Origin of the sequence: Bradyrhizobium sp. I1.14.4 (genome assembly GCF_050435825.1) — a bacterium.
Taxonomy (GTDB): Bacteria; Pseudomonadota; Alphaproteobacteria; order Rhizobiales; family Xanthobacteraceae; genus Bradyrhizobium.
Map to the genome: position 1 here is coordinate 189,808 of NZ_JBNDLA010000009.1, position 24,449 is coordinate 214,256.

Annotated in this window: 25 protein-coding genes; 10 read left to right on the forward strand and 15 right to left on the reverse strand. The window is 63.4% G+C overall.

All coding sequences use genetic code 11. From position 1 onward, the window contains the following. Nucleotides 1-202: 202 nt before the first annotated feature. From ABIB78_RS20350 to ABIB78_RS20370, 5 genes are all read right to left on the reverse strand, one after another. Entirely contained in the window at nt 203-1,297 is a 1,095-nt protein-coding gene (locus ABIB78_RS20350) for an alpha/beta fold hydrolase (protein WP_429027795.1), read from the reverse strand. A 63-nt stretch (nt 1,298-1,360) separates the two neighbouring features. Beyond that, nucleotides 1,361-2,554 carry an FAD-dependent monooxygenase gene (locus ABIB78_RS20355; RefSeq protein WP_429027798.1) on the reverse strand — a complete coding sequence of 398 codons (1,194 nt, stop codon included), beginning with the start codon at nt 2,552-2,554 and terminating at the stop codon, nt 1,361-1,363. Nucleotides 2,555-2,580: 26 nt separating this feature from the next. Continuing rightward, entirely contained in the window at nt 2,581-3,567 is a 987-nt protein-coding gene (locus ABIB78_RS20360) for a Bug family tripartite tricarboxylate transporter substrate binding protein (RefSeq protein WP_429027799.1), read from the reverse strand. A gap of 619 nt (nt 3,568-4,186) precedes the next feature. Beyond that, the gene (locus ABIB78_RS20365) at nt 4,187-4,948 is read right to left on the reverse strand and encodes an SDR family oxidoreductase (RefSeq protein WP_429027800.1); all 762 of its coding nucleotides are present in this window, start codon (nt 4,946-4,948) and stop codon (nt 4,187-4,189) included. A gap of 12 nt (nt 4,949-4,960) precedes the next feature. Further along, the gene (locus ABIB78_RS20370) at nt 4,961-5,722 is read right to left on the reverse strand and encodes a peptidase (protein WP_429027803.1); all 762 of its coding nucleotides are present in this window, start codon (nt 5,720-5,722) and stop codon (nt 4,961-4,963) included. Between the two features lie 306 nt (nt 5,723-6,028). Between ABIB78_RS20370 and ABIB78_RS20375 the strand changes: the two genes are divergently transcribed. Continuing rightward, nucleotides 6,029-7,627 carry an ABC transporter substrate-binding protein gene (locus ABIB78_RS20375; protein WP_429027805.1) on the forward strand — a complete coding sequence of 533 codons (1,599 nt, stop codon included), beginning with the start codon at nt 6,029-6,031 and terminating at the stop codon, nt 7,625-7,627. A 131-nt stretch (nt 7,628-7,758) separates the two neighbouring features. Here ABIB78_RS20375 and ABIB78_RS20380 read toward each other — a convergent pair whose 3' ends face one another. Beyond that, complete coding sequence (locus ABIB78_RS20380) at nt 7,759-8,052, reverse strand: GYD domain-containing protein (protein WP_429027808.1); 294 nt, start codon at nt 8,050-8,052, stop codon at nt 7,759-7,761. Nucleotides 8,053-8,392: 340 nt separating this feature from the next. Continuing rightward, nucleotides 8,393-8,656 carry a hypothetical protein gene (locus ABIB78_RS20385; protein ID WP_429027811.1) on the reverse strand — a complete coding sequence of 88 codons (264 nt, stop codon included), beginning with the start codon at nt 8,654-8,656 and terminating at the stop codon, nt 8,393-8,395. 115 nt (nt 8,657-8,771) lie between these two features. Between ABIB78_RS20385 and pdhA the strand changes: the two genes are divergently transcribed. Genes pdhA through ABIB78_RS20400 form a run of 3 tightly spaced genes read left to right on the forward strand, consistent with a single transcriptional unit; the run spans nt 8,772 to nt 11,963 of the window. Then, a complete protein-coding gene (gene pdhA, locus ABIB78_RS20390; RefSeq protein ID WP_429027814.1) occupies nt 8,772-9,869 on the forward strand; it encodes a pyruvate dehydrogenase (acetyl-transferring) E1 component subunit alpha in 1,098 nt (365 codons plus the stop codon). Continuing rightward, nucleotides 9,862-10,842 carry an alpha-ketoacid dehydrogenase subunit beta gene (locus tag ABIB78_RS20395; RefSeq protein ID WP_429027815.1) on the forward strand — a complete coding sequence of 327 codons (981 nt, stop codon included), beginning with the start codon at nt 9,862-9,864 and terminating at the stop codon, nt 10,840-10,842. The genes pdhA and ABIB78_RS20395 overlap by 8 nt, the downstream gene beginning before the upstream one ends. A gap of 20 nt (nt 10,843-10,862) precedes the next feature. Next, complete coding sequence (locus ABIB78_RS20400; protein ID WP_429027818.1) at nt 10,863-11,963, forward strand: dihydrolipoamide acetyltransferase family protein; 1,101 nt, start codon at nt 10,863-10,865, stop codon at nt 11,961-11,963. A gap of 180 nt (nt 11,964-12,143) precedes the next feature. On the opposite strand, the gene ABIB78_RS20405 is transcribed toward ABIB78_RS20400, so the two are convergent. The 5 genes from ABIB78_RS20405 to ABIB78_RS20425 form a co-directional block, all read right to left on the reverse strand. Next, entirely contained in the window at nt 12,144-12,569 is a 426-nt protein-coding gene (locus ABIB78_RS20405) for a carboxymuconolactone decarboxylase family protein (protein WP_429027821.1), read from the reverse strand. Nucleotides 12,570-12,640: 71 nt separating this feature from the next. Further along, on the reverse strand, nt 12,641-13,483 hold the full coding sequence (locus ABIB78_RS20410) for an alpha/beta fold hydrolase (protein ID WP_429027823.1): 843 nt from the start codon (nt 13,481-13,483) through the stop codon (nt 12,641-12,643). Nucleotides 13,484-13,600: 117 nt separating this feature from the next. Next, the gene (locus tag ABIB78_RS20415; protein WP_429027825.1) at nt 13,601-14,443 is read right to left on the reverse strand and encodes a transglutaminase family protein; all 843 of its coding nucleotides are present in this window, start codon (nt 14,441-14,443) and stop codon (nt 13,601-13,603) included. 171 nt (nt 14,444-14,614) lie between these two features. Continuing rightward, nucleotides 14,615-15,559: an alpha-E domain-containing protein gene (locus tag ABIB78_RS20420; RefSeq protein ID WP_429027827.1), complete on the reverse strand. Its 945-nt coding sequence runs from the start codon at nt 15,557-15,559 to the stop codon at nt 14,615-14,617. An 8-nt stretch (nt 15,560-15,567) separates the two neighbouring features. Beyond that, nucleotides 15,568-16,986 (reverse strand): circularly permuted type 2 ATP-grasp protein, encoded by a 1,419-nt coding sequence (locus ABIB78_RS20425; RefSeq protein ID WP_429027829.1) that lies wholly within the window; start codon nt 16,984-16,986, stop codon nt 15,568-15,570. 227 nt (nt 16,987-17,213) lie between these two features. Between ABIB78_RS20425 and ABIB78_RS20430 the strand changes: the two genes are divergently transcribed. From ABIB78_RS20430 to ABIB78_RS20440, 3 genes are all read left to right on the forward strand, one after another. Beyond that, complete coding sequence (locus tag ABIB78_RS20430) at nt 17,214-17,966, forward strand: competence/damage-inducible protein A (protein ID WP_429027832.1); 753 nt, start codon at nt 17,214-17,216, stop codon at nt 17,964-17,966. 6 nt (nt 17,967-17,972) lie between these two features. After that, nucleotides 17,973-18,500 carry a xanthine phosphoribosyltransferase gene (gene gpt, locus ABIB78_RS20435; RefSeq protein ID WP_429027835.1) on the forward strand — a complete coding sequence of 176 codons (528 nt, stop codon included), beginning with the start codon at nt 17,973-17,975 and terminating at the stop codon, nt 18,498-18,500. Between the two features lie 154 nt (nt 18,501-18,654). Further along, nucleotides 18,655-19,278, forward strand: a complete 624-nt coding sequence (locus tag ABIB78_RS20440) for a hypothetical protein (protein ID WP_429027837.1) — start codon at nt 18,655-18,657, stop codon at nt 19,276-19,278. Nucleotides 19,279-19,294: 16 nt separating this feature from the next. Here the strand turns inward: ABIB78_RS20440 and ABIB78_RS20445 are convergent, their stop codons facing one another. Further along, nucleotides 19,295-20,317 (reverse strand): methionine synthase, encoded by a 1,023-nt coding sequence (locus tag ABIB78_RS20445; RefSeq protein WP_429027839.1) that lies wholly within the window; start codon nt 20,315-20,317, stop codon nt 19,295-19,297. 99 nt (nt 20,318-20,416) lie between these two features. Between ABIB78_RS20445 and ABIB78_RS20450 the strand changes: the two genes are divergently transcribed. The 3 genes from ABIB78_RS20450 to ABIB78_RS20460 all read left to right on the forward strand — a co-directional run bounded on the left by ABIB78_RS20450 (nt 20,417) and on the right by ABIB78_RS20460 (nt 22,846). Further along, a complete protein-coding gene (locus ABIB78_RS20450; protein WP_429027841.1) occupies nt 20,417-21,121 on the forward strand; it encodes a glutathione binding-like protein in 705 nt (234 codons plus the stop codon). A gap of 136 nt (nt 21,122-21,257) precedes the next feature. Further along, on the forward strand, nt 21,258-21,869 hold the full coding sequence (locus ABIB78_RS20455) for a 2-hydroxychromene-2-carboxylate isomerase (RefSeq protein ID WP_429027843.1): 612 nt from the start codon (nt 21,258-21,260) through the stop codon (nt 21,867-21,869). Further along, nucleotides 21,869-22,846, forward strand: a complete 978-nt coding sequence (locus ABIB78_RS20460) for an NADPH:quinone oxidoreductase family protein (protein WP_429027846.1) — start codon at nt 21,869-21,871, stop codon at nt 22,844-22,846. Before ABIB78_RS20455 ends, ABIB78_RS20460 begins: the two co-directional genes overlap by 1 nt. A 19-nt stretch (nt 22,847-22,865) precedes the next feature. Here the strand turns inward: ABIB78_RS20460 and ABIB78_RS20465 are convergent, their stop codons facing one another. Both ABIB78_RS20465 and ABIB78_RS20470 read right to left on the reverse strand, forming a co-directional pair. After that, nucleotides 22,866-23,540, reverse strand: coding sequence for an esterase/lipase family protein (locus ABIB78_RS20465; protein WP_429027848.1), 675 nt, complete (start codon nt 23,538-23,540; stop codon nt 22,866-22,868). Beyond that, nucleotides 23,537-24,427: a crotonase/enoyl-CoA hydratase family protein gene (locus ABIB78_RS20470; RefSeq protein ID WP_429027851.1), complete on the reverse strand. Its 891-nt coding sequence runs from the start codon at nt 24,425-24,427 to the stop codon at nt 23,537-23,539. Before ABIB78_RS20470 ends, ABIB78_RS20465 begins: the two co-directional genes overlap by 4 nt. Nucleotides 24,428-24,449 lie beyond the last annotated feature (22 nt).

Below are 24,449 nucleotides of genomic sequence, written 5' to 3' on the forward strand. Positions count from 1 at the left end.
CTTCGCTTCGCGCGCAATGACGGAGATGTGGTCAGGCCGTGCACCTATAAACCCGGTGGCGTCATGTGACAGGTGACTACGTCGGCTTTGCACCTATAGCGACCAGGTTCATGCGGCAGCGCAGTATGTCGCGATGGGCCACAAGCTGACATCGGCTGTAGCGGGGCCCTCACGGGCGCCTAACGCCAGTTCACACTTAGAGCTAATCAGAGCGGGTACGCATCATCATTCTTCGGCCGAAGCCCGCGTCGCGAGCAACAGCCACGGCTTGGGCGCGGCTGTTTGCTCCGAGTTTCCCCAAGACGGCCGAGACATGATTGCGGACGGTCTTTGCCGAGATCTTCAGCCGGACAGAGATGTCGGCATTGCTCATACCGTGTGCAAGAAGTTCGACGATATCGCGCTCCCGCGCTGTCAATTCATCGAATGGCTCGGTCGCCCTGTCATGAGAGGTACAGGGAAGGAACTCGTCGAGCTCATGCACGAACTGCTTCCAGGCCGGCTCGGTGCCCAACAGAATGTGATTGCGGCTCTCGAGCGGCACAAATCGTGCGTCGGGAACTAACGCTGCGACCTTCCGACCATCATCAAAGGGCAACACCGCGCTCTGACGGGAATGAAAGACAAGTGTTGGACAGCGCAGGTTCGGCAGCAGGTCCTGCATATCACTCTCCACGAGCGCGCGCAGCAGCGCGACCCCGTTTGCGGCAGAGGTTGTCAAACGTAGCAGCTCGTTGAAAGAACGAGCCTGCTCTGCAGTCGCGTCTGGAATGTGCAGAGATGTCAGGAAGGTCCCAAATCCGGGAATGTCCTGCGGCCAACCCAACTCGAACGCCTTGAGCTGTACCTGCATATTCTCGACCCGCTCAGGCGGGGCCTTTGCCGTCAGTGGCCCCGCCGGCGATGTGCCATACAGCACGAGCCGGCTGACACGATCAGGATTCTGCACGGCAAAGGGTACAACGACTCGCGCGCCACCGGACATGGCCACGAGTGCGAAATTGCGGACTCCAGACGCGCTGACGACGGCTTCAAAATCCTCAACGAGCTTCTCGAAGGTGAACTCAACACCCGTACGATCGGATAGGCCGGTCCCGCGAAAATCGTAGCGGATCAGGGTGTGCCGCTTTGCCAGCGCCGATATCCAAGGCCGCCAGACCGGGCTGTCCCAATCGAAATTGAGGTGGTGGACAAAATGCGCGACCCACACCAGCGGAGGTCCGTTGCCGCATATCGCATAGGCGATGCGTGTGCCATCGCGGCTGGCGCAAAAGCGAATCTGCTGCGTTGACGGCAACACGGGTACCCACGGGGGTGTGCGGCTTCAGCACGATGTGGCATCAAATTACCATATCCATGACTAGACCGTCGAGGGCCACGCGCCAATGCTGCCGGGTCCGTATTGCTGTAGAAGTGTATCAATCGGAGGCCGTGTGCCGTCGCCTGTGGGTTCGAGATATTTGCCCAAGCGACGTCCACGCGCGACAAGCTCCCTGCCCGCTTGCTTTCGGCGGCGCTCGTAGGCGGCCAATGCGCCGCCAATGTCTCCTTTGGCAAGCTCATCGGCAAGCGCCCAGGCGTCCTGTGCGGCCTTGGTGACGCTGGTGCCGACATGCGGTCGAGCCACGAAAGCCGCATCGCCAACGAGCGCGACACGACCGAACGTCATGCACGTCGTTTCGAGATCAAAAATTGCAGAAAGAATCGGCTGTCGAGCGCTGGCGACCAACTCGGCGAGCTGAGGAGCCAGCAATGTGCGAGCGGTCAGCTTGAGTTCGGCGATGACCTCTTTTCGGATAAGAGGGGGCGGTATCGAATCTCCGTGACAATATCCCGTCGCATCGGTGCACCACTCCCGCAGCGTGGAACCGAAGTCGGCCGGACGAAACCAGACAAACATGCATCTGCGGCCGCCAACCACGTCACGATCTGCGATCGGGATGGAAAACGCGAGTTCACCGTTCGGCAGGCAGAATACCATGTCCTGGAGTGTACTGGCGCGCCATTGCGGCGAGATGCTGTTTTCCTCGACGATGCCTCGCCATGCGACATAGCCGACATAGCGCGGGGCGATTTCAGGCACGTACTGCCGGCGCACCGTTGAACGAATACCATCCGCCCCAATCAGCAGATCGGCTTCGACGCGCGCGCCATTTTCGAACAAGGCAACAACACTGCGGTCCTTCTGTTCGCAGCGCATGAGCGTCATTCCCCCATGGTAGGGTCCGGTCGAGAACGTTTCCCTGAGAGACTGGTAGACCCGATCCCATGCCGTAGTCACTTCTCGCACCGGCAGTTTGCAAATCGACTCACCGCTCCGGGCAAGGCAGACGTGCGAGCGCACCTCCGTCCACATCGACCTGTCGATACGGATTCCAATCTGTCGCATGACCATGAACAAGTCGGCCTGCGCACCAAGTCCGGCCCCACGCCCGGCGAGATCTCCACGTGCGCGTTCGAAAATATCGGCATGCCACCCAATGGATTGTAGCAGGTTCGCCGTGAGCAGTCCGCTCAGGGAGCCGCCGATGACCAAGGCGCGGGGTTTGCTCATCTCAAGGGCTCTGGCCGGAGGCGGAATCAGTTGATCTTGAGACCGGTCGTGTCGATCAGCTCCCTCCAGCGGGCGCTTTCGGCCTTGATGTAGGCGGCGGCTTCATCCGGATTACTGCCCACCGGAACCGCTGCGAGATCGGCCAGCCGTCCGGCAACGTCAGGGAGCGCCAGGACTTCTCTGATCGCTGCGGAAAGCTTTGCGGCGATAGCGTCCGGCGTTTTTGGTGGAGCTACGATCGCAAACCATTCCTCATGAGCAAATCCCGGCACGGCCTCGGAAATCGTCGGAACGGCAGGCTCCTGTTGCAGTCGTGCTGGCGTTGTAACAGCAAGCAGCTTGAGCTTGCCCTCCTTGATGTTGCCTGCGACGTTGCCGTAGAGGTCGATCATCATGTCGATATGACCGCCGATCAGATCATTCATCGCCGGCGCCATGCCTTGATAGGACACGTGGACCAGGCGAATGCCGGCAGCCTTCATCAATTGCTCGGTGGCGAGGTGCGGTGTGCTACCCGTTCCTGGCGATCCGAATGTGAGTTTGCCGGGATTGGCCTTGGCATAGGCAAGCAACTCTTGGAGATTTGAGGCCGGTACCGTGGGATTGATGACGAGCACGGTCGGAAGCTTGACCATCAGGCTCACCGGCACGAACGCGTCTGGATCAAAGTTCAACTTGCTCCGAACATGACCGCTGACCACGAGCGGCCCCGGGGGCGAGGCCAGGAGCGTGTATCCGTCGGGATCTGACCTGGCCACGGCCTCGGCACCGAGGTTCTGAGCCGCCCCAGGTCGGTTCTCGATGATGACGGCTACGCCCCATTTCGCTGACAGCTTCTCGGCGATGATCCGGGGTACGACATCCAACAACGGTCCCGGCGGTACGGGTACGACGATCTTGATCGCGCGGTGGGGAAAATCCTCGGCCGCGGCCAACCCACTGACCGTGGCGGCAGTCGTACAAACAGCCGCGATGAGGCAAATCGCAATTGAAGAACGGGCGAGATAATTCACTGATTGCCTCCTGCAAGCAGCCTTCAGGCCGCAACCAATGGAGGGATAGTCATATGCAATTCGAAAGTTGTCATGGGGCCGATGTCCCAGGAAACCTTCAAGGTGCGAACCTTAGCGTCCCGAAAATCGGGACTGAGATCGTCGATCGAGGTGTCCGCAATGGGTCATTTTCGATGGTTTCAGCGGAGATTGTCTGCTGGCTGATGTCCGCTTCTGCCCGTAAGCGTCCGACCGGGGCCTGCCCGGAAGCGCTGCGTCTGGCCAGACCCCTGTGATTCAAGCTTCCAAACTGGGGGCTCGAACTGTGCGCTATAAACTCGCCGATTGTGAATGGATTGCCATCAAGGCCATGCTGCCGGCGGGAAAGTTCAGGTGCAGAAGTCCGCAAATGCCGTATGCGATAGCCACGGGCGAGGGACGCTTGCATGATTTCGGAATATTGAAAGAATATTGCTGAGTTGCCCGACGAGTCAAGTTGCCGCGTCGAACGCCGGCAACCCCCGGCTCCTTTGCATGGGGTTGTTTTCAATATTTTGGCGTGGGCCCAGGGAACGGCGTGGATGGCCGGGACCAGCCCGGCCATGACGACGTGATAGCCCTGCCGCAAGCGGCGAGAAGATCAGCCCCGTCCCACGAACGGCATCTTGGTCGCCATCACTGTCATGAACAGCACGTTGGCGTCGAGCGGCAGGCCGGCCATGTAGGCCACGGCGTCGCCGACCGCCTTCGCATCCATGCGCGGTTCGTGCTTGGTCGTGCCGTCCGGTTGCAGCACGCCGGGGCCGTTCACCATGCGGTCGGTCATCGGGGTCGCGGCATTGCCGATATCGACCTGGCCGACCGCGATGTCATACATGCGGCCGTCGAGGTTGGAGGCCTTGGTGAGGCCGGTGATGGCGTGCTTGGTCGAGGTGTAGGCCGCCGAGAACGGCCGCGGCGCATGCGCCGAGATCGAGCCGTTGTTGATGATGCGGCCGCCGCGCGGCGTCTGGTCCTTCATGATGCGGAAGGCGTGCTGGGTGCACAGGAACGGCGCGGTCAGGTTGGTGTTGACCACGGCCTGCCACTGCTCGAGCGGCAGGTCCTCGAAGTTGACGGGCGGTGCGCCCATGCCTGCATTGTTGAAGAGAACGTCGAGCCGGCCATAGGTCACCTTCACCTTGTCGAACAGCGCAGCGATCGCGGCCGGGTCGGCCATGTCGGCGGTGACGCACAGGCTCTTGCCGGCGGGACCGAGCTTGCTGGTCTCTTCCAGCATCTCGATGCGACGGCCGACGAGCACCACGGTGTAGCCTGCGTTCATCAGAGCGAGCGATGCCGCGCGTCCGACGCCGGTGCCGGCGCCGGTGACGAGTGCGATCCTGCTGGTTGCCTCAGTCATCCGAGTTTCCTCTTACTTGGTTTTTGCTTCGGTTTCGTTCTTATAGGGTGGGCGTGGAATATTCTGGTGTGCCGCGCGCAGCGCCGCCGACCAGCGCGAGCGCAGGTCGTGGAAATAGGGCTCGCCGGCCTCGATGCGGTGGTTGAGATCGGCCTCGCAGGCATCGGCGCGCACCACCAGCACGTCGATCGGCAGGCCGACGCCGAGATTGGAGCGCATCGTCGAATCCATCGAGATCAGCCCCGTTTTGAGCGCCTCGTAGAGCTCGACGTCGTAATGCATGGCGCGGTCGAGCACCGGCTTGCCGTATTTATGCTCGCCGATCTGCAAATACGGCGTGTCCGTGGTGCACTCGATGAAGTTGCCCGCGGTGTAGACCATGAACAGGCGCATCCGCGAGCCCTTGATCTGGCCGCCGAACAGGAACGAGACGTCGAACGAGATATCCTCGGAACGCAGCGCATCACCCTCGGTGACATGCACCGACCGGATGGCGCGGCCGATCCGCTGCGCTGCCTGGAACATGGTCGGCGCGTTCATCAGCGTCTCGAGCTCGCCGGTGTGCGGATCTTCCATGCCCTCGGTCAGGGTCGACAGCACCGACTGGCTGATCGCGAGATTGCCGGCGCTGGCGATCGCCATGATGCGGTCGCCGGGCTTTTCGAAGATGTGCAGCTTGCGGAAGGTTGAGACGTTGTCGAGACCGGCATTGGTGCGGGTATCGGCGATCATGACAAGGCCGTCGCGCACCAGAATTCCGCAGCAATAGGTCATTTCCAGTCCTCAAGCGGTCCGAGTTTCTCGGCGCAAAACGTGTAGCCAATTTCGAGGTCGCATCCAACCCCAATTCCCCGCGGCGGGACATGCGACAGCCGGTCAAAAGGGCAGGGCGGCCGATGGCGGTGATGACCTGTATGGGCCTGTTCCAGCCTTCTGCCTGGCCGGAGATGTCGGGGCGCCGGGCTCGTTCTGCGTTGCGCGCAGCCGGCACTGCTCTGCGCCCCGTATCATTGCGAGGCACACGGCGTTGTGCTCGACTGTCGGCAACCGACAAACAACAAGAAATTCCGGGAGGCGAGAATGTCGTTCAAACTGGCCGCGTGCATCGTGGCATTGGGCATCGCGACGACAATGGCTGCGAGCCCTGCATCGGCGCAGAAGAAGGGCGGCACCCTGCGGCTCTATCATAACGACAATCCGCCCTCGACCTCACTGCTCGAGGAATCCACCATCGCCTCGGTGATGCCGTTCGCGGCTGTCTTCAACAACCTCGTGGTGTTCGATCCGGCTAAGGCGCACGAAAGCATCGACACCGTGATCCCTGATCTAGCCGAGAGCTGGTCGTGGGATTCGACCAACACGAAGCTCACCTTCAAGCTCAGGCACGGCGTGAAGTGGCATGACGGCCAGCCTTTCACAGCCAAGGACGTGCAATGCACCTGGCGGATGCTGATCGGCAAGAGCGAGACCCAGGACTTCAAGCGCAATCCGCGCAAGGTCTGGTACTCGAAGCTCAAGGACGTTAGCGTCAACGGCGACGATGAAGCGACCTTCGAATTGACCGAGCCACAGCCCGGCCTGCTGGCGCTGCTCGCCAGCGCCTTCTCGGTGGTCTATCCCTGCCACGTGCCGCAGCAGGTGATGCGCACCAGGCCGGTCGGCACCGGGCCGTTCAAGTTCGTCGAATTCCGCCGCGGAGATTCGATCCGTCTCGTCCGCAACCCCGACTATTTCAAGAAGGACCGGCCGTATCTCGACGAGATCACGGTGCGCTCGATCGACAGCCGTGCCACGCGCATGCTGGCATTCGCGACCGGCGACTATGACATCACCTTTCCCTCCGATGTCAGCATTCCCCTGATGAAGGACGTCAAGGCGCGGGCGCCGAACGCGATCTGCGAGATGACGTCGACCAATCTGCAGATCAATCTCCTGGTGAACCGCGTCAATCCGCCGTTCGACAATCCCGATATCCGCAAGGCGATGTCGCTGGCGCTGGATCGCAAGGCCTTCAACAGCATCCTGTTCGAGGGCACAGGCCGGCTCGGCGGCGCGATGCAGGCCAAGCCCGAAGGCGAGTGGGGCATGCCGGCTGACGTGCTGTCGACGCTGATGGGCTACGGCCCCGATACCGGGAAGAACCTCGCCGAAGCGCAGGCGATCATGCAGAAGCTCGGCTACAGCGACGCCAAGCCGCTGTCGATCAAGATCCAGACCCGCAATCTGCCGACCTATCGCGATCCGGCCGTGATCCTCGCCGACCAGCTCAAGAAGATCTATATCGTCGCCGAGCTCGACATTCTGGATACGCCGCGCTGGTACTCGCGGCTGCAGCGCAAGGATTACACGATCGGCCTCAATGTCACCGGCGTCAGCGTCGACGATCCCGACGGCAATCTGGTCGAGAACTATTCCTGCAACTCCGAGCGCAACTACACCCAGTATTGCAATGCCGAGGTCGACAAGTTGCTCGTCGCGCAGTCGCGCGAGGTCGACAAGGACAAGCGCCGGAAGATCGTGTTCGACATCGAGCGCCTGCTGGTCGACGACGCCGCACGGCCGGTCATCCTGCACTCATCGGCCGGCAATTGCTGGCAGCCCTATGTGAGGAATTTCCATCCGCATGACAACAGCCAGTACAACAATCTGCGCTTCGAGGATGTCTGGCTGGACAAATAATGCATGCTGCCTGACGACATGCGCTGCCGCCCTGCGAACACGCGAAGCGCTCGCGCCGATCGCCGGGTGTCAGAATAGCGAGGGCACCGTCAATCAGACCGCTTAGAGATCCGTCAGAACATCAGAAGCGGCTACGGAAGCTCGGATATCAGCTTGGTCCACTCGGCCTCGGGCCAGGCCCGCGAGGTGCAGGTCCGTATGTTTCCCTGAGAACTGAGGGCAAGCGCGAGCTTTGTGATGTTGTCGCCGAGAGGCGCTTCGGCGAGGAGAAGGATGTCATGCTCGCCGGAGGTGAGATAGACCTCCTTGATTTCGACACCGAGCGTCTTGGCGAGTTCTCTCGCCGCTCGGCTGCGCTTGGGAGCGTCCTTGACATTACGAATTCCCTGGTCGGTCCAGTCGATCCTCACTATGAATGTCGCCATGTCGTCCTCCAAGGGTTACGCATTTCCCCTCTCTGCCGCGCGCGGCAGGCCAACCTGCTTCATGTTGAAGTTGAGGGAGCGCCACATAAGGCAGGCGCTGCTTCCAGGCTGAGATGCCTGCCGACGGCCTGACCGCTGCCCGTTCCGTCAAACGGAGACGTCGGCCCGTCCCGTCTCAAAGGGCAGCTCATCATAGATTACGCCATGTCCTTTGCTCGCGAAAGAGGGCTCCCCGCGTTGTGATCGCAAGCGCAGTGGCGAGGCTCCGTGATCACGCGAAATTCGCACAAGCGAGAACGCTGCGTCGAGATCGCACGCTCCGCAAGTCATCTGCTGCAAGTCAAGAATGGGTGTAGTCACCCGGTTTCAATCCGAGCGCCTTGACAGCCGCTTCTGGAAGCGGCCCCCACGCTTCAACCCTTTCATTCGGGGCCATCATTTCCGCAATAATTGCCGTCGCCTTTGCCGCGTCTCCTTCAGCCACGAAGAAGACCGAGCGAACAGGCGGGCCGCCGTCCAACGGCTCAGTTGTTACGAGGACAACCTGACCATTTGCCATGGTCTCATATAGCGCGATCGCGGCGCCGTTTCCACGGAATCTCATCGATCGATCCCCGCGGCGCGCGCGCCAGGAGCAAAGTTGCGCCGGTATTGCATCGTCGCGGCTCGAACACCAAATAGCTGAACGTGGGAGGCAGAACCGCTCCGGGAGAGTGAGCGTGGCCAGCAAAAGAGCAAACGAAGAGCTCCCCGTCATTGCGCGCTTTGAGGTGCGCCGCCGCAACTACCTCGCACCGGACGGCGCGATCAGCCGGCCGCTTCCCGCCTTCGCCGCCGATGCCAAGCTGCTAATCGAACTTTACCGGTCGATGGTGCTCTTGCGCCTGTTCGACCGTAAGGCTGTTGCGTTGCAGCGCACCGGCCGGCTGGGAACCTATGCCATTTCGCTCGGCCAGGAGGCCGTGTCGGTCGGCATCGCGAGTGCGATGCGGCAAGATGACGTTCTGCTGCCTTCCTATCGCGACAATGGCGCGTTGCTTTGGCGCGGCGTCAAGCCCGAGGAGATCCTGCTGTTCTGGGGCGGCGATGAACGTGGCAATCAGTTCTCCGGTCCGGTCCACGATTTTCCGTTCTGCGTTCCCGTCGGATCACAGGCGCCGCATGCCGCCGGCGTGGCCTATGCCTTGAAGCTGCGCAAGCAGCCGCGCGTGGCCGTTTGCCTGTTCGGCGACGGCGCCACCTCGAAAGGCGATGTCTACGAGGCCATGAATTTTGCCGGCGTTCACAAATTGCCGCTCGTGTTCGTCGCCACCAACAATCAATGGGCCATATCGGTGCCGCTGCGGCTGCAGACTGCTTCCGAAACGCTGGCCCAGAAGGCGATCGCTGCCGGGTTCAGCGGCGAGCAAGTGGATGGGTGCGACGTGGTGGCGATGCGCGCCGCGGCCGAGGAGGCTATTGCCGCTGCCCGCGACGGCAAGGGCCCTCGCTTGATCGAAGCAGTCACCTACCGGCTCGGCGATCACACGACGTCAGATGATGCACTGCGCTATCGTCCGGCCGAGGAAGTCCAGGCGCATTGGAAGGAAGAGCCGATTGCGCGGCTCAGGTCCTATCTTGTGGGTCAAAAGATGTGGACGAAGGCGGACGAGGAGCAGCTTGCCGCCGAGTGCCATGAGCGCATCGAGGCGGCGGTGCAGCGCTATCTGACGACGCCGCCGCGCCGGCCAGAAACCATGTTCGACAACCTCTATGCCGATCTGCCCGAGGCCTATGCCGCGCAGCGTCGCGAACTCGCGGGAGAGGACGATGCCTGAACTGACGTTGGTCGAAGCCATCAATCTGGCGCTCGGCCGCGCCATGGCTGATGATCCCGATGTGGTCGTGCTCGGCGAGGATATCGGCGTCAATGGCGGCGTCTTCCGCGCGACCATCGGCTTGCAGGAGCGCTTCGGTCCGGAGCGCGTGCTTGATACGCCGCTTGCCGAACTCCTGATCAGCGGGCTCTGTGTCGGGATGGCCGCGCAGGGACTGAAGCCCGTCGGCGAAATCCAGTTCATGGGATTCATCTATCCCTGTCTCGATCAACTGGTGAACCACGCATCACGGATGCGCAACCGTACCCAGGGACGGCTCACCTGTCCGATGGTTCTGCGCACGCCGCATGGCGCCGGCATTCGCGCGCCCGAGCATCATTCCGAAAGCACCGAGGCGATGCTGGCCCACATTCCGGGCCTGCGTGTCGTCATGCCTTCGTCTCCGGAACGCGCCTATGGACTTCTCCTCGCCGCGATCCGCGATCCCGATCCGGTGGTGTTCCTGGAGCCGACGCGGCTGTACCGCGCGGCGAAAGGCGAGGTGGAGGACAACGGCGAAGCCTTGCCGCTCGATCACGCCTTTGTCCTGAGGGAAGGTCGCGACATCACGCTGATCAGCTGGGGCGCGATGTTGAAGGAAACGATGGCTGCAGCAGACACGCTTGCCGATGAGGGCATCGCCGCCGAGGTCGTCGACCTCGCCACGCTCAAGCCCTACGATGAAAACACCGTGCTCGGTTCGGTCGCAAAGACGGGACGCTGTGTCATCGTGCACGAGGCGGCGCACACCGGCGGATTTGGCGCGGAGATCGCCGCCCTGATCGCCGAGCGCGGACTATCCTCGCTGCTCGCGCCCGTGACCCGCGTTACCGGCTACGACACGGTCGTCCCGATGGCGCGCCTTGAGCAACACTACATGCCGTCGGTCGGACGCATCGCGACCGCAGCCCGAAAGGCGTGCCAATACAACTGAACACCAACGGACCTTGTCCCATGCGCCAGTTCATGTTGCCGGACCTTGGTGAAGGTCTTGAAGAAGCGGAGATCGTCACCTGGTACGTCAACGAGGGCGACCACGTCGTGACCGACCAGCCGCTCGTTTCGGTCGAGACCGACAAGGCAGTGGTCGAGATACCGGCGCCGTCGAACGGACGCATCGCGCGGCTGTTCGGTGCCCAGGGCGATATCGTGAAGGTCGGCGCCCCGCTCGTGGAGTTTGCCGAGGGCGCCGGGGAGGACACCGGCACGATTGTGGGCGAACTCGGCACCGGCGAGCAACGGCCGGCGCCGGCAGCTCCTTCGAAGCCGCCGAGCGGGGAGGCAGCTCAGGTATTTCCGGCGGTACGCGCCCTCGCGCGCAAGCTTGACGTCGCGCTCGATCTCGTCGAGGCGACGGGGCCCGGCGGTACCATCACGCGGGCCGATGTCGAGCGGGCGGCGAAGCGGATGTCTCACGGCGGCCCCGCCGAGCCGCTGCGCGGCCTGCGCCGCGCAATGGCCCAACGCATGACGGCGGCGCACGCGGAAATCGTCCCTGCGACGGTCACCGATGAAGCCGACATCAACGACTGGCGACCGGGCGAGGACGTGACAATCCGTTTGGTGCATGCGATCGCCGCCGCATGCAAGGCAGAGCCGGCGCTCAATGCCTGGTATCATTCCGGCTCGGGAGAGCGGCGTCTGATCGAGCGCATCGATCTCGGCATCGCGGTCGATACCGGCGGCGGCCTGATCGTTCCCGTGCTGCGCAACGTCGCGGAGCGGAGCGAATCGGACCTGCGGGCTGGGCTCGACCGCCTGCGCGCCGACGCTATCGCGCGCGCGATACCCCCGGAAGAGCTGCGCGGTGCCACGATCACGTTGTCGAACTTCGGAATGATTGGAGGCCGCTTCGCCAATCTCATCATCGTGCCGCCGCAGACCGCGATCGTCGGCGCCGGGCGGATTTCGGCGCGCGTGGTCGCGCATCAGGGGCAGGCCGCAGTCAGACGCACGCTGCCGCTGTCGCTCACCTTCGACCATCGGGTGGTGACGGGTGGCGAAGCGGCCCGTTTCCTGGTTGTCCTCAAATCCGACCTTGAGCGCATTTCGTGACATCACTCCTTCGCGAGACAGCTATCGGCGTCGATATCCCGACCGAAACTTGGTTGAACGATAATTCCTGCCACTCCGGGCATAACGATCTACGCTTCGTGGATGTCTGGCTGGACAAGCGGCGCTCGATAGGGCGGTTAGAGCGATCGCATGACTTCAATAGAGCGCGGCAGGAGTCTCTCACGGCTCCTGGCTTCGTCGCGCCGGTGCATCGACGAGGAACGCCTCGTCCACCGGCACGCCGAGCGCGGTGACCAGCCGATTGGTCTCGGCGGCCATGCCGACGATCGCCAGCATTTCCTGATATTCGGCTTCGGTCATGCCCTTGGCGCGGGCACTCGCGGTGTGCGAGTGAATGCAGTAGCTGCAGCCATGGGCCACCGAGACCGCGACGTAGAGCATCTCCTTGACCTTCGGGTCGAGCGCGCCGGGTGCCATCACCTCCTTGATGCTCTCCCAGGTTCGCCGCAGGGTCTTCGGATCATGCGCGAGCGCGCGCCAGAAATTATTGATGAAGTCCGAGTTCCTGGTCTTGCGGATGTCGTCGAAGACAGCGCGTGCGTCGGCTGAGAGTTCATTGTCGGACAGCAGTTTTACAGTTGCCATGGTTTGTCTCATTGCGTCAGTTTGAAGACAATAACGATCGTAGCAGGGCCCGGCCGGCGCCGTGTCCGCGATCAGGAGTCGAGAAAGTCCAGCAGCGCGGCGTTGAATAGCGCGGGATCCTGCAGGAACGCGAAGTGGCTGGCATTGGGAAGGATGAGCAGGCCGGCACCCGGAATGGTCGCGGCCATGTATTCGGTATGCTCGCGCTCGATACCTTCGTCGTATTGGCCGTCCGCGATCAGCACGGGCGCGCGGATCGTGCGCAACTGCTCATCGGTCCAGTTCGGCTGGCTATCCCACATCTTCTCGATCTGCTGCAGGAATTGGTCATATTCGCCCGGCGTCGGCGAGAGGCGCTCGTACTCGGTCTTCGCCCGCGCGATGAACTGCGCGAAGGTCGGGTTCTTGTCGACGTCGGGCTTGAGCCCTGACGTCTGGGTGTTGGCGCCGAACGCGAACACACGGCTGATCCGATCGGGATGGCGCATCGCCATGTCCAGTCCAATGATCGCGCCGTCGCTCCAGCCGACGATCGCCGCACGCGGAATCTTCAGGTGATCGAGCAACGCCACGACATCGTCCGTCATCAGATCGTATCCGAACGGCTGCGCATTGCGGGTGCTGCGGCCATGGCCGCGGCTGTCGACGCAAATCACGCGATGCCGGCGCGCCACCTCCGGGACCTGCAGCCCGAAGTAATCGGAATTGGAAAGCCCGCCATGCAGGAAGACCACCGGGCTTCCGTCACCGGTCTCGACGTGGAACAGGCTGATCCCATTGACCTCGGCACGGGCGCTGCGCCCTGCGATCGGCGCCGGCGTCGCGGGCAAATTCTCCCAGCGCTCCAGCGCGTCGGCACGCGGGATGCGCGCCAGGCCGAACAGCACAGTCGCAAGGAAAAGACGCCGGTCCATGATCATGCTCTCCAGAAGCCCGCGCAAGACAGCCTTGCGACCCGCCGGAGCGGCTTGCAGATTCCGCGCTCGCGCCAGCAGGCGCCCCGAGAATGACGATGTTAAGACGAGGTCCGCCTACGATTGCGTCTGGCTCTGCCACTGCCCGGGGCGTCCGGCCTGGTCGACCTTGACGGCGACCGTCAGCGTCTCGTTGCCGCCGCCATAGCGGGTGCCGCGGACCGGGGCGGCGCCGAGATAATCGAGGCCGATCGCGACGCGGGCGTGGGCGTCGGTGGTGCAGATGCCGTTGGCGGCGTCGAAGCCGACCCAGCCGAGGTCAGGCACGAAAGCCTCGGCCCAGGCGTGGCCGGCCTGTTGGTTGACCATGCCGTCGGAGCGCAGGAAGTGGCCGGAGACGAACCGAGCCGGAACGCCGCCGGCGCGCGCGCAGGCAATCAGGATGTGCGCGTAGTCCTGACAGACGCCGCGCTTCAACGCGAACGCCTCGGAGGCCGAGGTAGCACTGTTGGTCGGGTCCTCGTCAAAGGTCATATGCTCATAGATCTGCACCATGACCGCGTGCAGAAAGCCGAGCACGTCGGCGCCGGCTTCCGCTCGCAGCTCGCGCACGAAACTCGTCATCGCCGGGGTGAGGTCGGTCAGCGGCGTCGCACGCAGGAACAGGCTCGGTGGAAACCGCTCGTCGCTGCCGCGCAGCACGCCGCCGGTGTCTTGGGTCTCGACCAGACCCTCGCAATGGATCGTGAGGTCCGTTATCGAGCCGTGCGTCAGCACATTGGTGACGTTGCCGAAGGCATCCTCATGGGTGTCGAGCCGGGAATCGGTCGAGACGTCGATCTGCCAATCGGCGACGTACTGGCTGTCATGGCTACCCGGCGTCATCCGCAGAATCTGGATCACGCCCGAGGCCGCCGGCTCGTAGCGATAGGTGGTGGTGTGGGCTATCCGCAGGCGCATGGCTCAACCGGGGTTGGATCGTCATGCCCGGGCAAAAGCGCGAAGCACGTCTTCGCGCCAGACGTCCCGGGCATCCACGTCTTTCTTCCTTATAGGCCTTCAAAGCAAGACGTGGATGGCCGGGTCAAGCCCGGCCATGACGACAAATTGAGCGTTTTCCGGCTGTATCGATCAAATCAGGTACTGTTTGGTGACGATCTCACCCAGCCGCGAATTGTCCGCAAGGAATTCCTGGATGAATTCATGCACGCCGTGCTGGAAGATATCGTCCATATGGCTGTGCTCGAGCCGGTTCCTGATGCCGCGGGCGTGGCGTTGCGAGGCTCCCTGGCGGCCATAGGCGACGCCGATCTGGTCCAGATTGCGCACGAGATTGCTGTAGCAGCTGGCGAGCGAGCGCGGTAGCGTGTCGTTGAGGATCAGCAGGTCGGCGATCAGCCAGGGTTTCAGGGTTTCCCGGTAGACCCAGTGATAGGCGGTCGTCGCCGACACCGAGCGCAGGATCGAGGTCCACTGATAGTAATCCAGCGGGCCGCCGACATGCTCTTCCTCGGGGAGCAGCATGTGGTACTTGACGTCGAGAATGCGGGCGGTGTTGTCGGCGCGCTCGAGATGCACGCCAAGCCGCGAGAACCAGTAGGCGTCGTTGCGCAGCATGGTCCGGTAGGCCGAACCGTCGAAGCGCAGTGAAGTCTCCTGCACGAAGCGCAGGAATTTCGCCAGCTCCTCGCGGTTGGCGGGACCCTTGTTCCAGACCGCCTGCAGCTCGATCCACGCTGAGTTGATGGTGTCCCACATCTCCGACGTCAGCGCGGTGCGCACCGAGCGCGAATTGAGCCGCGCGGCCTCGATGCAGTTCTTGATCGAGGACGGATTCTCCGACGAGAACGACAGATACTCGACGACGTTTCGCTCATTAGCTTCTTCGTAATGGTCGTAGAAGGCCGCGCCAACGCCGGCGGTGAGCAGCGCGGAGTCCCACTCGTTGGTCTTGCCGACATAGGCCGCGGGCAGCGCGGTGACGCGGAGCGTGGCGTCGATCGTGCGCGCGAGGTACTCGGCGCGTTCGACATAACGGGCCAGCCAGAACAGGTTTTCGGCGGTGCGCGACAGCATGCTTTCAACTACTCGCTCAGTATCCAGGTGTCCTTGGTGCCGCCGCCCTGGCTCGAATTGACCACGAGCGAGCCTTCCTTCAGCGCGACGCGGGTCAGTCCGCCGGGCACGATGGTGGTGTGGCTGCTGCCGGTCAGCACGAAGGGGCGGAGGTCGACATGGCGCGGCGCCAGGCCCTTGTCGGTGCAGGTCGGGCAGGTCGACAGCGCCAGCGTCGGCTGGGCGATGAACCCCTCCGGCTCGCGCTTGAGCTTGTCGCGAAACGCCTCGATCGTTGCCTTGGTGGCGGCAGGACCGATCAGCATGCCGTAGCCGCCCGAGCCGTGCACCTCCTTGACGACGAGGTCGGCGAGGTTGTCGAGCACGTAGGACAGGTCCTGCGGCTCGCGGCAGCGCCAGGTCTGCACGTTCTTCAGGATCGGCTCCTCGCTGAGATAGAATTTTACGATGTCGGGCATGTAGGAATAGATCGCCTTGTCGTCGGCGATGCCGGTGCCGACCGCGTTGGCGAGCGTGATGTTGCCGGCCGCGTAGGCCGACATCAGGCCGGGGACACCGAGCGCAGAATCCGGCCGGAAGGTGAGAGGGTCGAGGAAATCGTCATCGACACGACGGTAGATCACGTCGACCCGCTTCAGACCCTCGGTGGTGCGCATGAACACCTCGTCGTTCTTGACGATGAGGTCGCGCCCCTCGACCAGCTCGATGCCGAGCTTGTCGGCCAGGAAGGAGTGCTCGTAATAGGCCGAGTTGTAGACGCCGGGCGTCATCAGCGCGACCGTCGGCTCGGCGGCGGCGCTGAGCGGCGCTACCGACCGCAGCGCCGACAACAGCTCGTCCGGATAACGTTCCACCGGCGCGACGCGGTGACGCGAAAACAGGTCCGGAAACAGCCGCATCATGATCTCGCGGTTTTCCAGCATGTAGGAGACGCCGGACGGCGTGCGTGCATTGTCTTCCAGCACGATGAAGTTGTCCGGATCGGTGCGGATGATGTCGATGCCGGCGATATGCACGTAGATGTCGTGCGGCACGTCCTGGCCGTTCATCTCCGGCCGGAACACCGGGTTCTGGAAGATCAGGTCTTCGGGGATGATGTTGGCGCGCAGGATATCGCGGCCGTGATAGATGTCCTTGAGGAACATGTTGAGCGCGAGCACGCGCTGCTTGAGGCCCTTCTCCAGCAGCGTCCACTCGGTCGCGGACATGATGCGCGGAATGACGTCAAAGGGGATCAGCCGCTCCTGGGCTTCAGTATCGCCATAGACCGCAAACGTGATGCCGATCCGGCGGAACAGCAGCTCCGCTTCCTGGCGTCGATATTCGAGCGCATCCGGCGGCGTCTCTTTGAGCCAGCGGGAGAGCTCCTGGTAGGCCGGGCGGAGATCCTCGCCGAGGCCGTTCATCTCATCGAACGCGACTGCCATATATCCCGACTGCCCTCCCAAGCCATGTGACACAGTGCATGACTTGATGGGATGGTAGCAAGGGGCGGGCCAGCGCGATATGCATTGGCTTGTGGCATTTGCTAAGGGGAAGGCGGAAGGCCTGCCCGAAAAACCGGCTGAGGTCTGCTTAATTCGGCGGCAAAACCTCGTGACATCAAGGCATTGGAACGGCAATGTCAGGGGATCAAGTTTAAGGAAATGAGACCATGAGTGAGATCGTCACGGCGGGGATATTGGTGATCGGCGACGAGATCCTGTCCGGCCGGACCAAGGACAAGAACATCGGCTTCATCGCCGAATACCTGACCAATATCGGCATCGACCTGAAGGAGGTCCGCGTCGTAGCCGACGACGAGGCCGACATCGTCTCCGCCCTTGATGCGCTGCGGCATAGGTACACCTACGTGTTCACCACCGGCGGCATCGGGCCGACCCATGACGACATCACCGCCGACAGCGTGGCGAAGGCGTTCGGTGTCGATATCCACCATCACCCCGACGTGGTGGCGCGCTTCAGGGAGCGCTGGAGCGAGCAGGACCTCAACGAGGCGCGGCTGCGGATGGCGCGGGTGCCCGACGGCGCCGAGTTGATCCAGAGCGCGACCATCCTGGCGCCGGGCTTCAAGCTCGGCAACGTCATCGTGATGGCCGGCATCCCCACCATCATGCAGGCGATGATGGATATCGTGGCGCCGACCTTGAAATCCGGTGTGCGGATGCTGTCGGATTCGGTCCGCGCCGACGCAAGGGAAGGCGATATCGGCGGCCCGCTGCGGGCGATCGCCGAAGCCTATCCCGAGACCATCATCGGCAGCTATCCGTTCCAGGATGAGTACCAGAGGCCGAACACCAATCTGGTGGTGCGCTCGCGCGATCCGGAGAAGCTCGCAGCGGCGATGGCCGCGGTGAAGGAGATGCTGAAGCAGGTACAGGCTGCGCAGAAGAAGCCGGTGGGTTGAAGCGATATGGTCGAGCGAAATTCTGAACCGAGTGCACAGGAGCGGGCCGGCAGGCCGTTTCCAGTCTCGTGGGATCAATTCCACCGGGACTGCCGGGCGCTGACCTGGCGGCTGAACGAGGTCGGCCCGTTCCATGCGGTGATCGCGATCACCCGTGGCGGGCTGGTGCCGGCGGCGATCGTCGCGCGCGAACTCGGCTTGCGGGTGATCGATACCGTCTGCGTCGCAAGCTACGACCATGACAAGCAGGGCGATCTGAAGGTGCTCAAGGGCATCTCCGAGCAGACCGCCAAGCTCGGCGGCGGCACCGGCAAGGGGCTTCTGATCGTCGACGACCTCGTCGATACCGGCAAGACCGGCAAGCTGGTGCGCGAGCTGCTTCCCGACGCGCATTTCGCAACCGTCTACGCCAAGCCCAAGGGACGGCCGCTGGTCGACACCTACATCACCGAGGTGTCGCAGGATACATGGATCTATTTTCCCTGGGACACCGCGCTGTCGTTTCAGCCGCCGATCCGCGACGGCGCGGCCTAGAACTCCACCTCGCCCCGCTTACGGAGAGAGGTCGATCGCGAATCGATCGGGTGAGGGGGATTCGCCGCGTATTTATCTCTCACTATCTTTGTGGAAGTGGCCCCTCACCCCGACCCTCTCCCCGCAAGCGCGGGGCGAGGGGGAAGTAAGAAGTATGCCCCTGCAAAACCGCGTCACCCCGACAGGCGACATCGTCGCGTCAGAACATCGCGGCACATTCACCGGCAATCGCGGCATCATCCACGATCCCGCGACGCGGACGCTTTTGAACAAGCGCTGGTCGAGCCCGGCCTGGCTCACCTGCGTCTGCGAGTTCAGGGGACGGCGGCGCAAGGTGATGAGCCGGCAGAGCTGGACCGAGCTGTTCTTCCTCGATGAGGCCACCGCATTCGCGGCCGGACACCGGCCCTGCTTCTACTGCCGCCGCGACGACGCCAAGCGGTTTCGTGCCGCCTGGGAGAGAGGTAACGGCGCGCACGATCTCAGCGCCAAGGCGATGGATGCGGTGCTGCATGCCGAGCGGCTCGACCGCGGCAAGAAGCGGCTGCATCCGTTGCCTGTGCCCGTCAACAAGCTGCCCGACGGCGCGATGGTGCAGGCTGGCGGGGAGAGCTACCTTGTCGCCGACGGCGCCACGTTGCGCTGGTCGTTCGCCGGTTACAGCCGGGCCGACGTACCGGAGCCGGCCATGCTGCTGACGCCACCATCGACCGTCCGCGCGTTCCAGGTCGGCTACCGGCCGGTGTTGCATCCGAGCGCGATGGCCGTTCTGGGTTGATCTGTCGGCGTAGTCCTCACGCCAGCCGCTGCCGTGCCAGTATTGCGCCGGCGCCGAGCGCGATCAGCTTGGCTTCGGCGATGTCCCGCCGCATCGGCGCCATGCCGCAATTGGTGGTCGCGATGATGTTGCCCTTCGGCACGTATTTCGCGACCGCCTCGATCACCTCGAGGACGTCGTCAGCGGTTTCGACCTCGTCGCTGGCGACGTCGATCACGCCGGCCTGCACGATCTTGCCGGGGAGCGCGGCGAGCAGCTCGATCGGCACCTTCGAGTTGCGGCATTCGATCGCGACCTGCTGGATCGTGCTCTTGTCGATCACCGGGAAGGTTTCCTCATATTGCCGCCACTCGCCGCCGAGCGTCTGCTTCCAGTCGGTGTTGGCCTTGATGCCGTAGCCGTAACAGATGTGTACGGCGGTGGCGCAGGTCAGGCCTTCGGCGGCGCGCTCCAGCGCCTTGATGCCCCAGTCGCGGACTTCGTCCATGTAGACGTTGAAGGCAGGCTCGTCGAACTGGATCACGTCGACGCCGTCGGCCTGCAATGCCCTGGCTTCCTGGTTCAACAGCTCCGCGAAGGCGAACGCCATCTTCACGCGGTCGCCGTAATATTTGTCGGCGATGGTATCGATGATCGTCATGGGGCCGGGCAGGGTGAATTTCAGCCTGTTCTTGGTGTGGGCGCGCGCCGCACGCGCCTCGCTTTCATGGACGCGACCCTTGAGCTGCAACGGCGCGACCACCTGCGGGACCATTGCTTTATAGCGGTCCTTGCGGATGCCCATCTCGACCTTGTGGGCGAAATCGATGCCCTCGATCCGCTCCAGAAAGCCGTGCACGAAATGCTGGCGCGCCTGCTCGCCCTCGGTGACGATGTCGACGCCGGCGTCCTCCTGCAGCTTGACCGCAAGCACCGTGGCGTCGCGCTTGGCGCGGGCGAGTTCGGCACCTTCCGATTTCCAGGGCGCCCACAGCATGTTCGGCTCGGCGAGCCATTCCGGTTTCGGCAGCGAGCCTGCGATTGTGGTTGGAAACAGCATGGGTGCCTCCCGCTGGGTTCTGATTGAGCGCCTGTGTGCCATGTCCTAAGGTGAAGGTACAGAACAACAAAAGTCTTTGTGACCGGGAATAGGACGCCGATGATCGACCTGCACTATGCGCCGACGCCGAACGGCTGGAAGATCTCGATCATGCTGGAGGAACTGGGGTTGCCCTACAAGGTGATCCCGGTGAACATTCGCGCCGGCGAGCAGTTTCGGCCCGAATTCCTGGCGATAAGCCCGAACAACCGCATCCCCGCGATCGTCGACCATCAGCCCGCTGACGGCGGCGGGCCGTTCTCGGTGTTCGAGACCGGTGCGATCCTGATCTATCTTGCCGACAAGGCCGGCCGTTTCCTGTCGCAGGAGCTGCGTGCGCGGTCGAACGTCATCCAATGGGTGATGTGGCAGATCGGCGGCCTCGGGCCGATGCTCGGCCAGCACGGCCATTTCGCGCTCTATGCGGCAGAGAAAATCCCGTATGCGATCGAGCGCTACCGCGACGAGACGGCGCGGCTCTACGGCGTGCTCGACCGCCAGCTCGGCAAGACCGGCGCCTATGTCGCCGGCGACGACTATTCGATCGCCGACATCGCCTGCTTCCCCTGGACCATGACCCACAAGGCGCAGGGCTTTACCCTCGACGATTACCCGAACATCAAGCGCTGGTATGCGGCGGTGCGTGCTCGCCCGCAGGTGCAGGCGGGCCTTGCGATCGGAAAATTCGTCAAGGAGCCGTTCGACGAGGAATCGCGCAAGAACATGTTCGGCCAGCGTGCGAAGGAGCTGGTGGAGAGGAAATGACGCTTTAACCCCTCATGGTGAGGAGGCGCAGCCGTCTCGAACCATGAGGCCACAAACGCGCCTCATCCTTCGAGACGCGCGTGATGCGCGCTCCTCAGGATGAGGATCAAGAGAAACGAAAATGAGGGAAAATGCCATGATCGAATTCTTCTTCGACTGTTCCAGCCCGTGGACCTATCTCGCCTGGCACAACATCCAGCCGATCGCGAGGGAGTTCGACGTTCCGATCACCTGGCGGCCGATCCTGGTGGGCGGCATCTTCAACACCGTCAATCCGTCGGTCTACGCGCAGCGCGAGAAGCCGGTGCCGCTCAAGGCGCGCTACATGAAGAAGGATCTTACCGACTGGGCGCGCTCGGCGGGCCTTGCGATCAAGATGCCGCCGACCGTGTTCCCGGTGAACAGCGTCAAGGCGATGCGCGGCTGCATCTGGCTCGGCAATGAGAAGATGGTGCCGTTCGCCCGCGCGGTGTTCGAGGCCTATTGGGGTGACGACAGGGACATCTCGCAGGATGCCGTGCTGACCGAAATCTGCACCAAGCTCGGGATCGATCCGGCGCAGTTCCTTGCCGGCATCGGCGACCAGGCGATCAAGGATCAGCTCAAGGCCAACACCGAAGAGGTGATGGCGCGCGGCGGCTTCGGCTCGCCCACGATCTATCTCGACAAGACCGACATGTATTTCGGCAACGACCGCCTGCCGCTGATCCGCGAGGCGCTGGCACGTCTCAAGGCGCGGGCTGCCTGATGCCGAAAGCCGTTGTTTGCCGCGAGCTCGGACCGCCCGAGCGTCTTCAGCTCGAGAATTTTGCCTCGGCGCCTTTGCAGCCGGGGCAGGTGCGTGTTGCGGTCCGCGCCGCCGGCATCAATTTCCCCGACATCCTGATGGCCGCCGGCGAGTACCAGCTCAAGCCGCCGCTGCCGTTCACGCCGGGCTCGGAAGCCGCCGGCGATGTCGTCGAGGTCAATGACGCGGCAGGCGTCGCCATTGGCGACAAGGTGATCGTCAAGATGCGCTTCGGCGCCTATTGCGATGAGACGGTTGCGACACCGTCGCAGCTCGTGCCGGTGCCGTCGACCTTCGACTATGCCGAAGGCGCGACCTTCCTTGCCGCGCACGGCACGGCCCATCACGCGCTGATCGACCGCGGGCAGATCAAGCCGGGCGAGGTGCTGCTGGTGCATGGCGCGGCCGGCGGCGTCGGACTTGCCGCGGTCGAGATCGGCAAGCTGCTCGGTGCCACCGTGATCGCTGCGGCCTCTAGCGAGGAGAAGCTCGCGATCGCCAGGGCGCGCGGCGCCGATCACCTCGTGCTCTACGCGCGCGAGCCGTTCCGCGATGCGGTCAAGCGTCTCACCGACGGCCGCGGCGCCGACGTCGTGTTCGATCCCGTCGGCGGCGAGGTGTTCGAGAACTCGATGCGCTGCATCAACTGGGGCGCGCGAATTCTCGTCGTCGGCTTCACCGGCGGCATCGGCCTTGCCCGCACCAACCTCCTGATGATCAAGGGTGCGAGCGTGCTCGGCGTCCGCGCCGGCGAGGCGGTGCGGAAGGATCCCGCGCTCGGCGAGGCCAGGTTCAAGGCGCTGAGCGAATGGGCCGAGGCGGGCCGGGTGCGGCCGAATATCTCACACCGGCTGCCGCTGGAGGACTACGCGAAGGCGATGCGATTGCTGATCGAACGCAAGGCCATCGGGCGTGTGGCATTGATGATGCAGCAGTAGCTCGTCATTGCAATGACGGCTATGGCGTGGCGAACTTCCCTTCTCGCAGAAACACGATCGTCTGCGCAATCGCCTCCCGATTGCGCACCAGCCAGGGATGCGAGGTGCGGATCACGATGTGATCGGCCATGCCGTCGAGCCTTGTGTTGGCGACCGACACCCGGCCGTCGTGCGGCCGCGGCAGGCCCATGGAGGTGATCGGATAAATCGAGCGGTTGCCGGCGATGATGCCGGCAGCATAATCGATCGCCGGCAGCAGTGCGCTGGTCGCGGCATCGCGGCGGGTAACGAGCTGCTGGCCGGCCGGGCCGAAGAAGGCACGATAGGCCGCGACGTTTTTCAGGCGGTCGGCAATCTCGCTGCCGGCATTCGGCGTGCCGAGCATCACGACGCGACCGAACCGGGTTGGGCGATGTCGTGCCAGATAGACGCGAGCCAGGAGACCGCCCATCGAATGGCAGACGAAATGCACGGAGCCGTCGAGGCTCTGCGCGAACCGATCGAGCGCGGGATGGATGTCCTCGGCCAGCGCATCGAGCGGCTTGCGCCGGCTGTCATAGTCGAGATTGAGGGTGGCAAAGCCGGCATCCCTGAGCGCCAGCTCCATCCTGCGAAACGAGCGCGCCGTCCTGCTGATGCCATGCAGCAGGACGACGCCGTCAGGTGTGGACGCCGCGGGACGCCGTTCGCTCACTTATAGTCGCGGTCTTGCCACCACGGGAAATAGTCCGGCATGTCCGACGATACCTTGTTCTTGAACTGCGCCGGGCGCTTTTCCAGGAACGACACCACGCCTTCCTTGACATCCTCGGAGCGGCCGCGGGCATAAATGCCGCGGCTGTCGACCTTGTGCGCTTCCATCGGATCGTCGGCGCCCATCATGCGCCACATCATCTGGCGGATCAGCGCCACCGACACCGGCGCGGTCTTGGCCGCGAACTCCTTGGCGAGCGCTCGCGCGGCCGGCAATAGATCGTCCGGCGGCACCACCTTGCTGACGAGCCGGCCGGCCAGTGCTTCCTGCGCCGGGAAGACGCGGCCACTGTAGCACCATTCCAGCGCCTGCGAGATGCCGACGATGCGCGGCAGGAACCAGCTCGAGGCGGCTTCCGGCACGATGCCGCGCTGGGAGAACACGAAGCCGAAGCGCGCGGCTTCGGAGGCGATGCGGATATCCATCGCAAGCTGCATGGTGACGCCGATGCCGACCGCCGGGCCGTTCACCGCGGCGATGACCGGCTTCAGGCATTTGAAAATGCGCAGCGTGACCTGGCCGCCGCCGTCGCGCACCTGCGGATCGCTGTAGTCGACGCTGCCGTCGGCATTGCGCTTGACCGGGCCGCGCCGCGCATCGCGGTCGAAGGTGTTGGCGCCGGAGGACAGGTCGGCGCCGGCGCAGAAGCCGCGGCCCGCACCGGTCACGATGATGGCCCTGACGTCGTCATCCTTGTCGGCCTTGTCGAACGCGTCGATCAGCTCCTGCTGCATTGTGGCGTTGAAGGCGTTGAGCTTGTCGGGCCGGTTCAGCGTGATGGTCAGGATCTGCTCGGCGACCTCGTACTTGATCGTCTCATACGCCATGGGGATGATTTCCTTCCTTTTT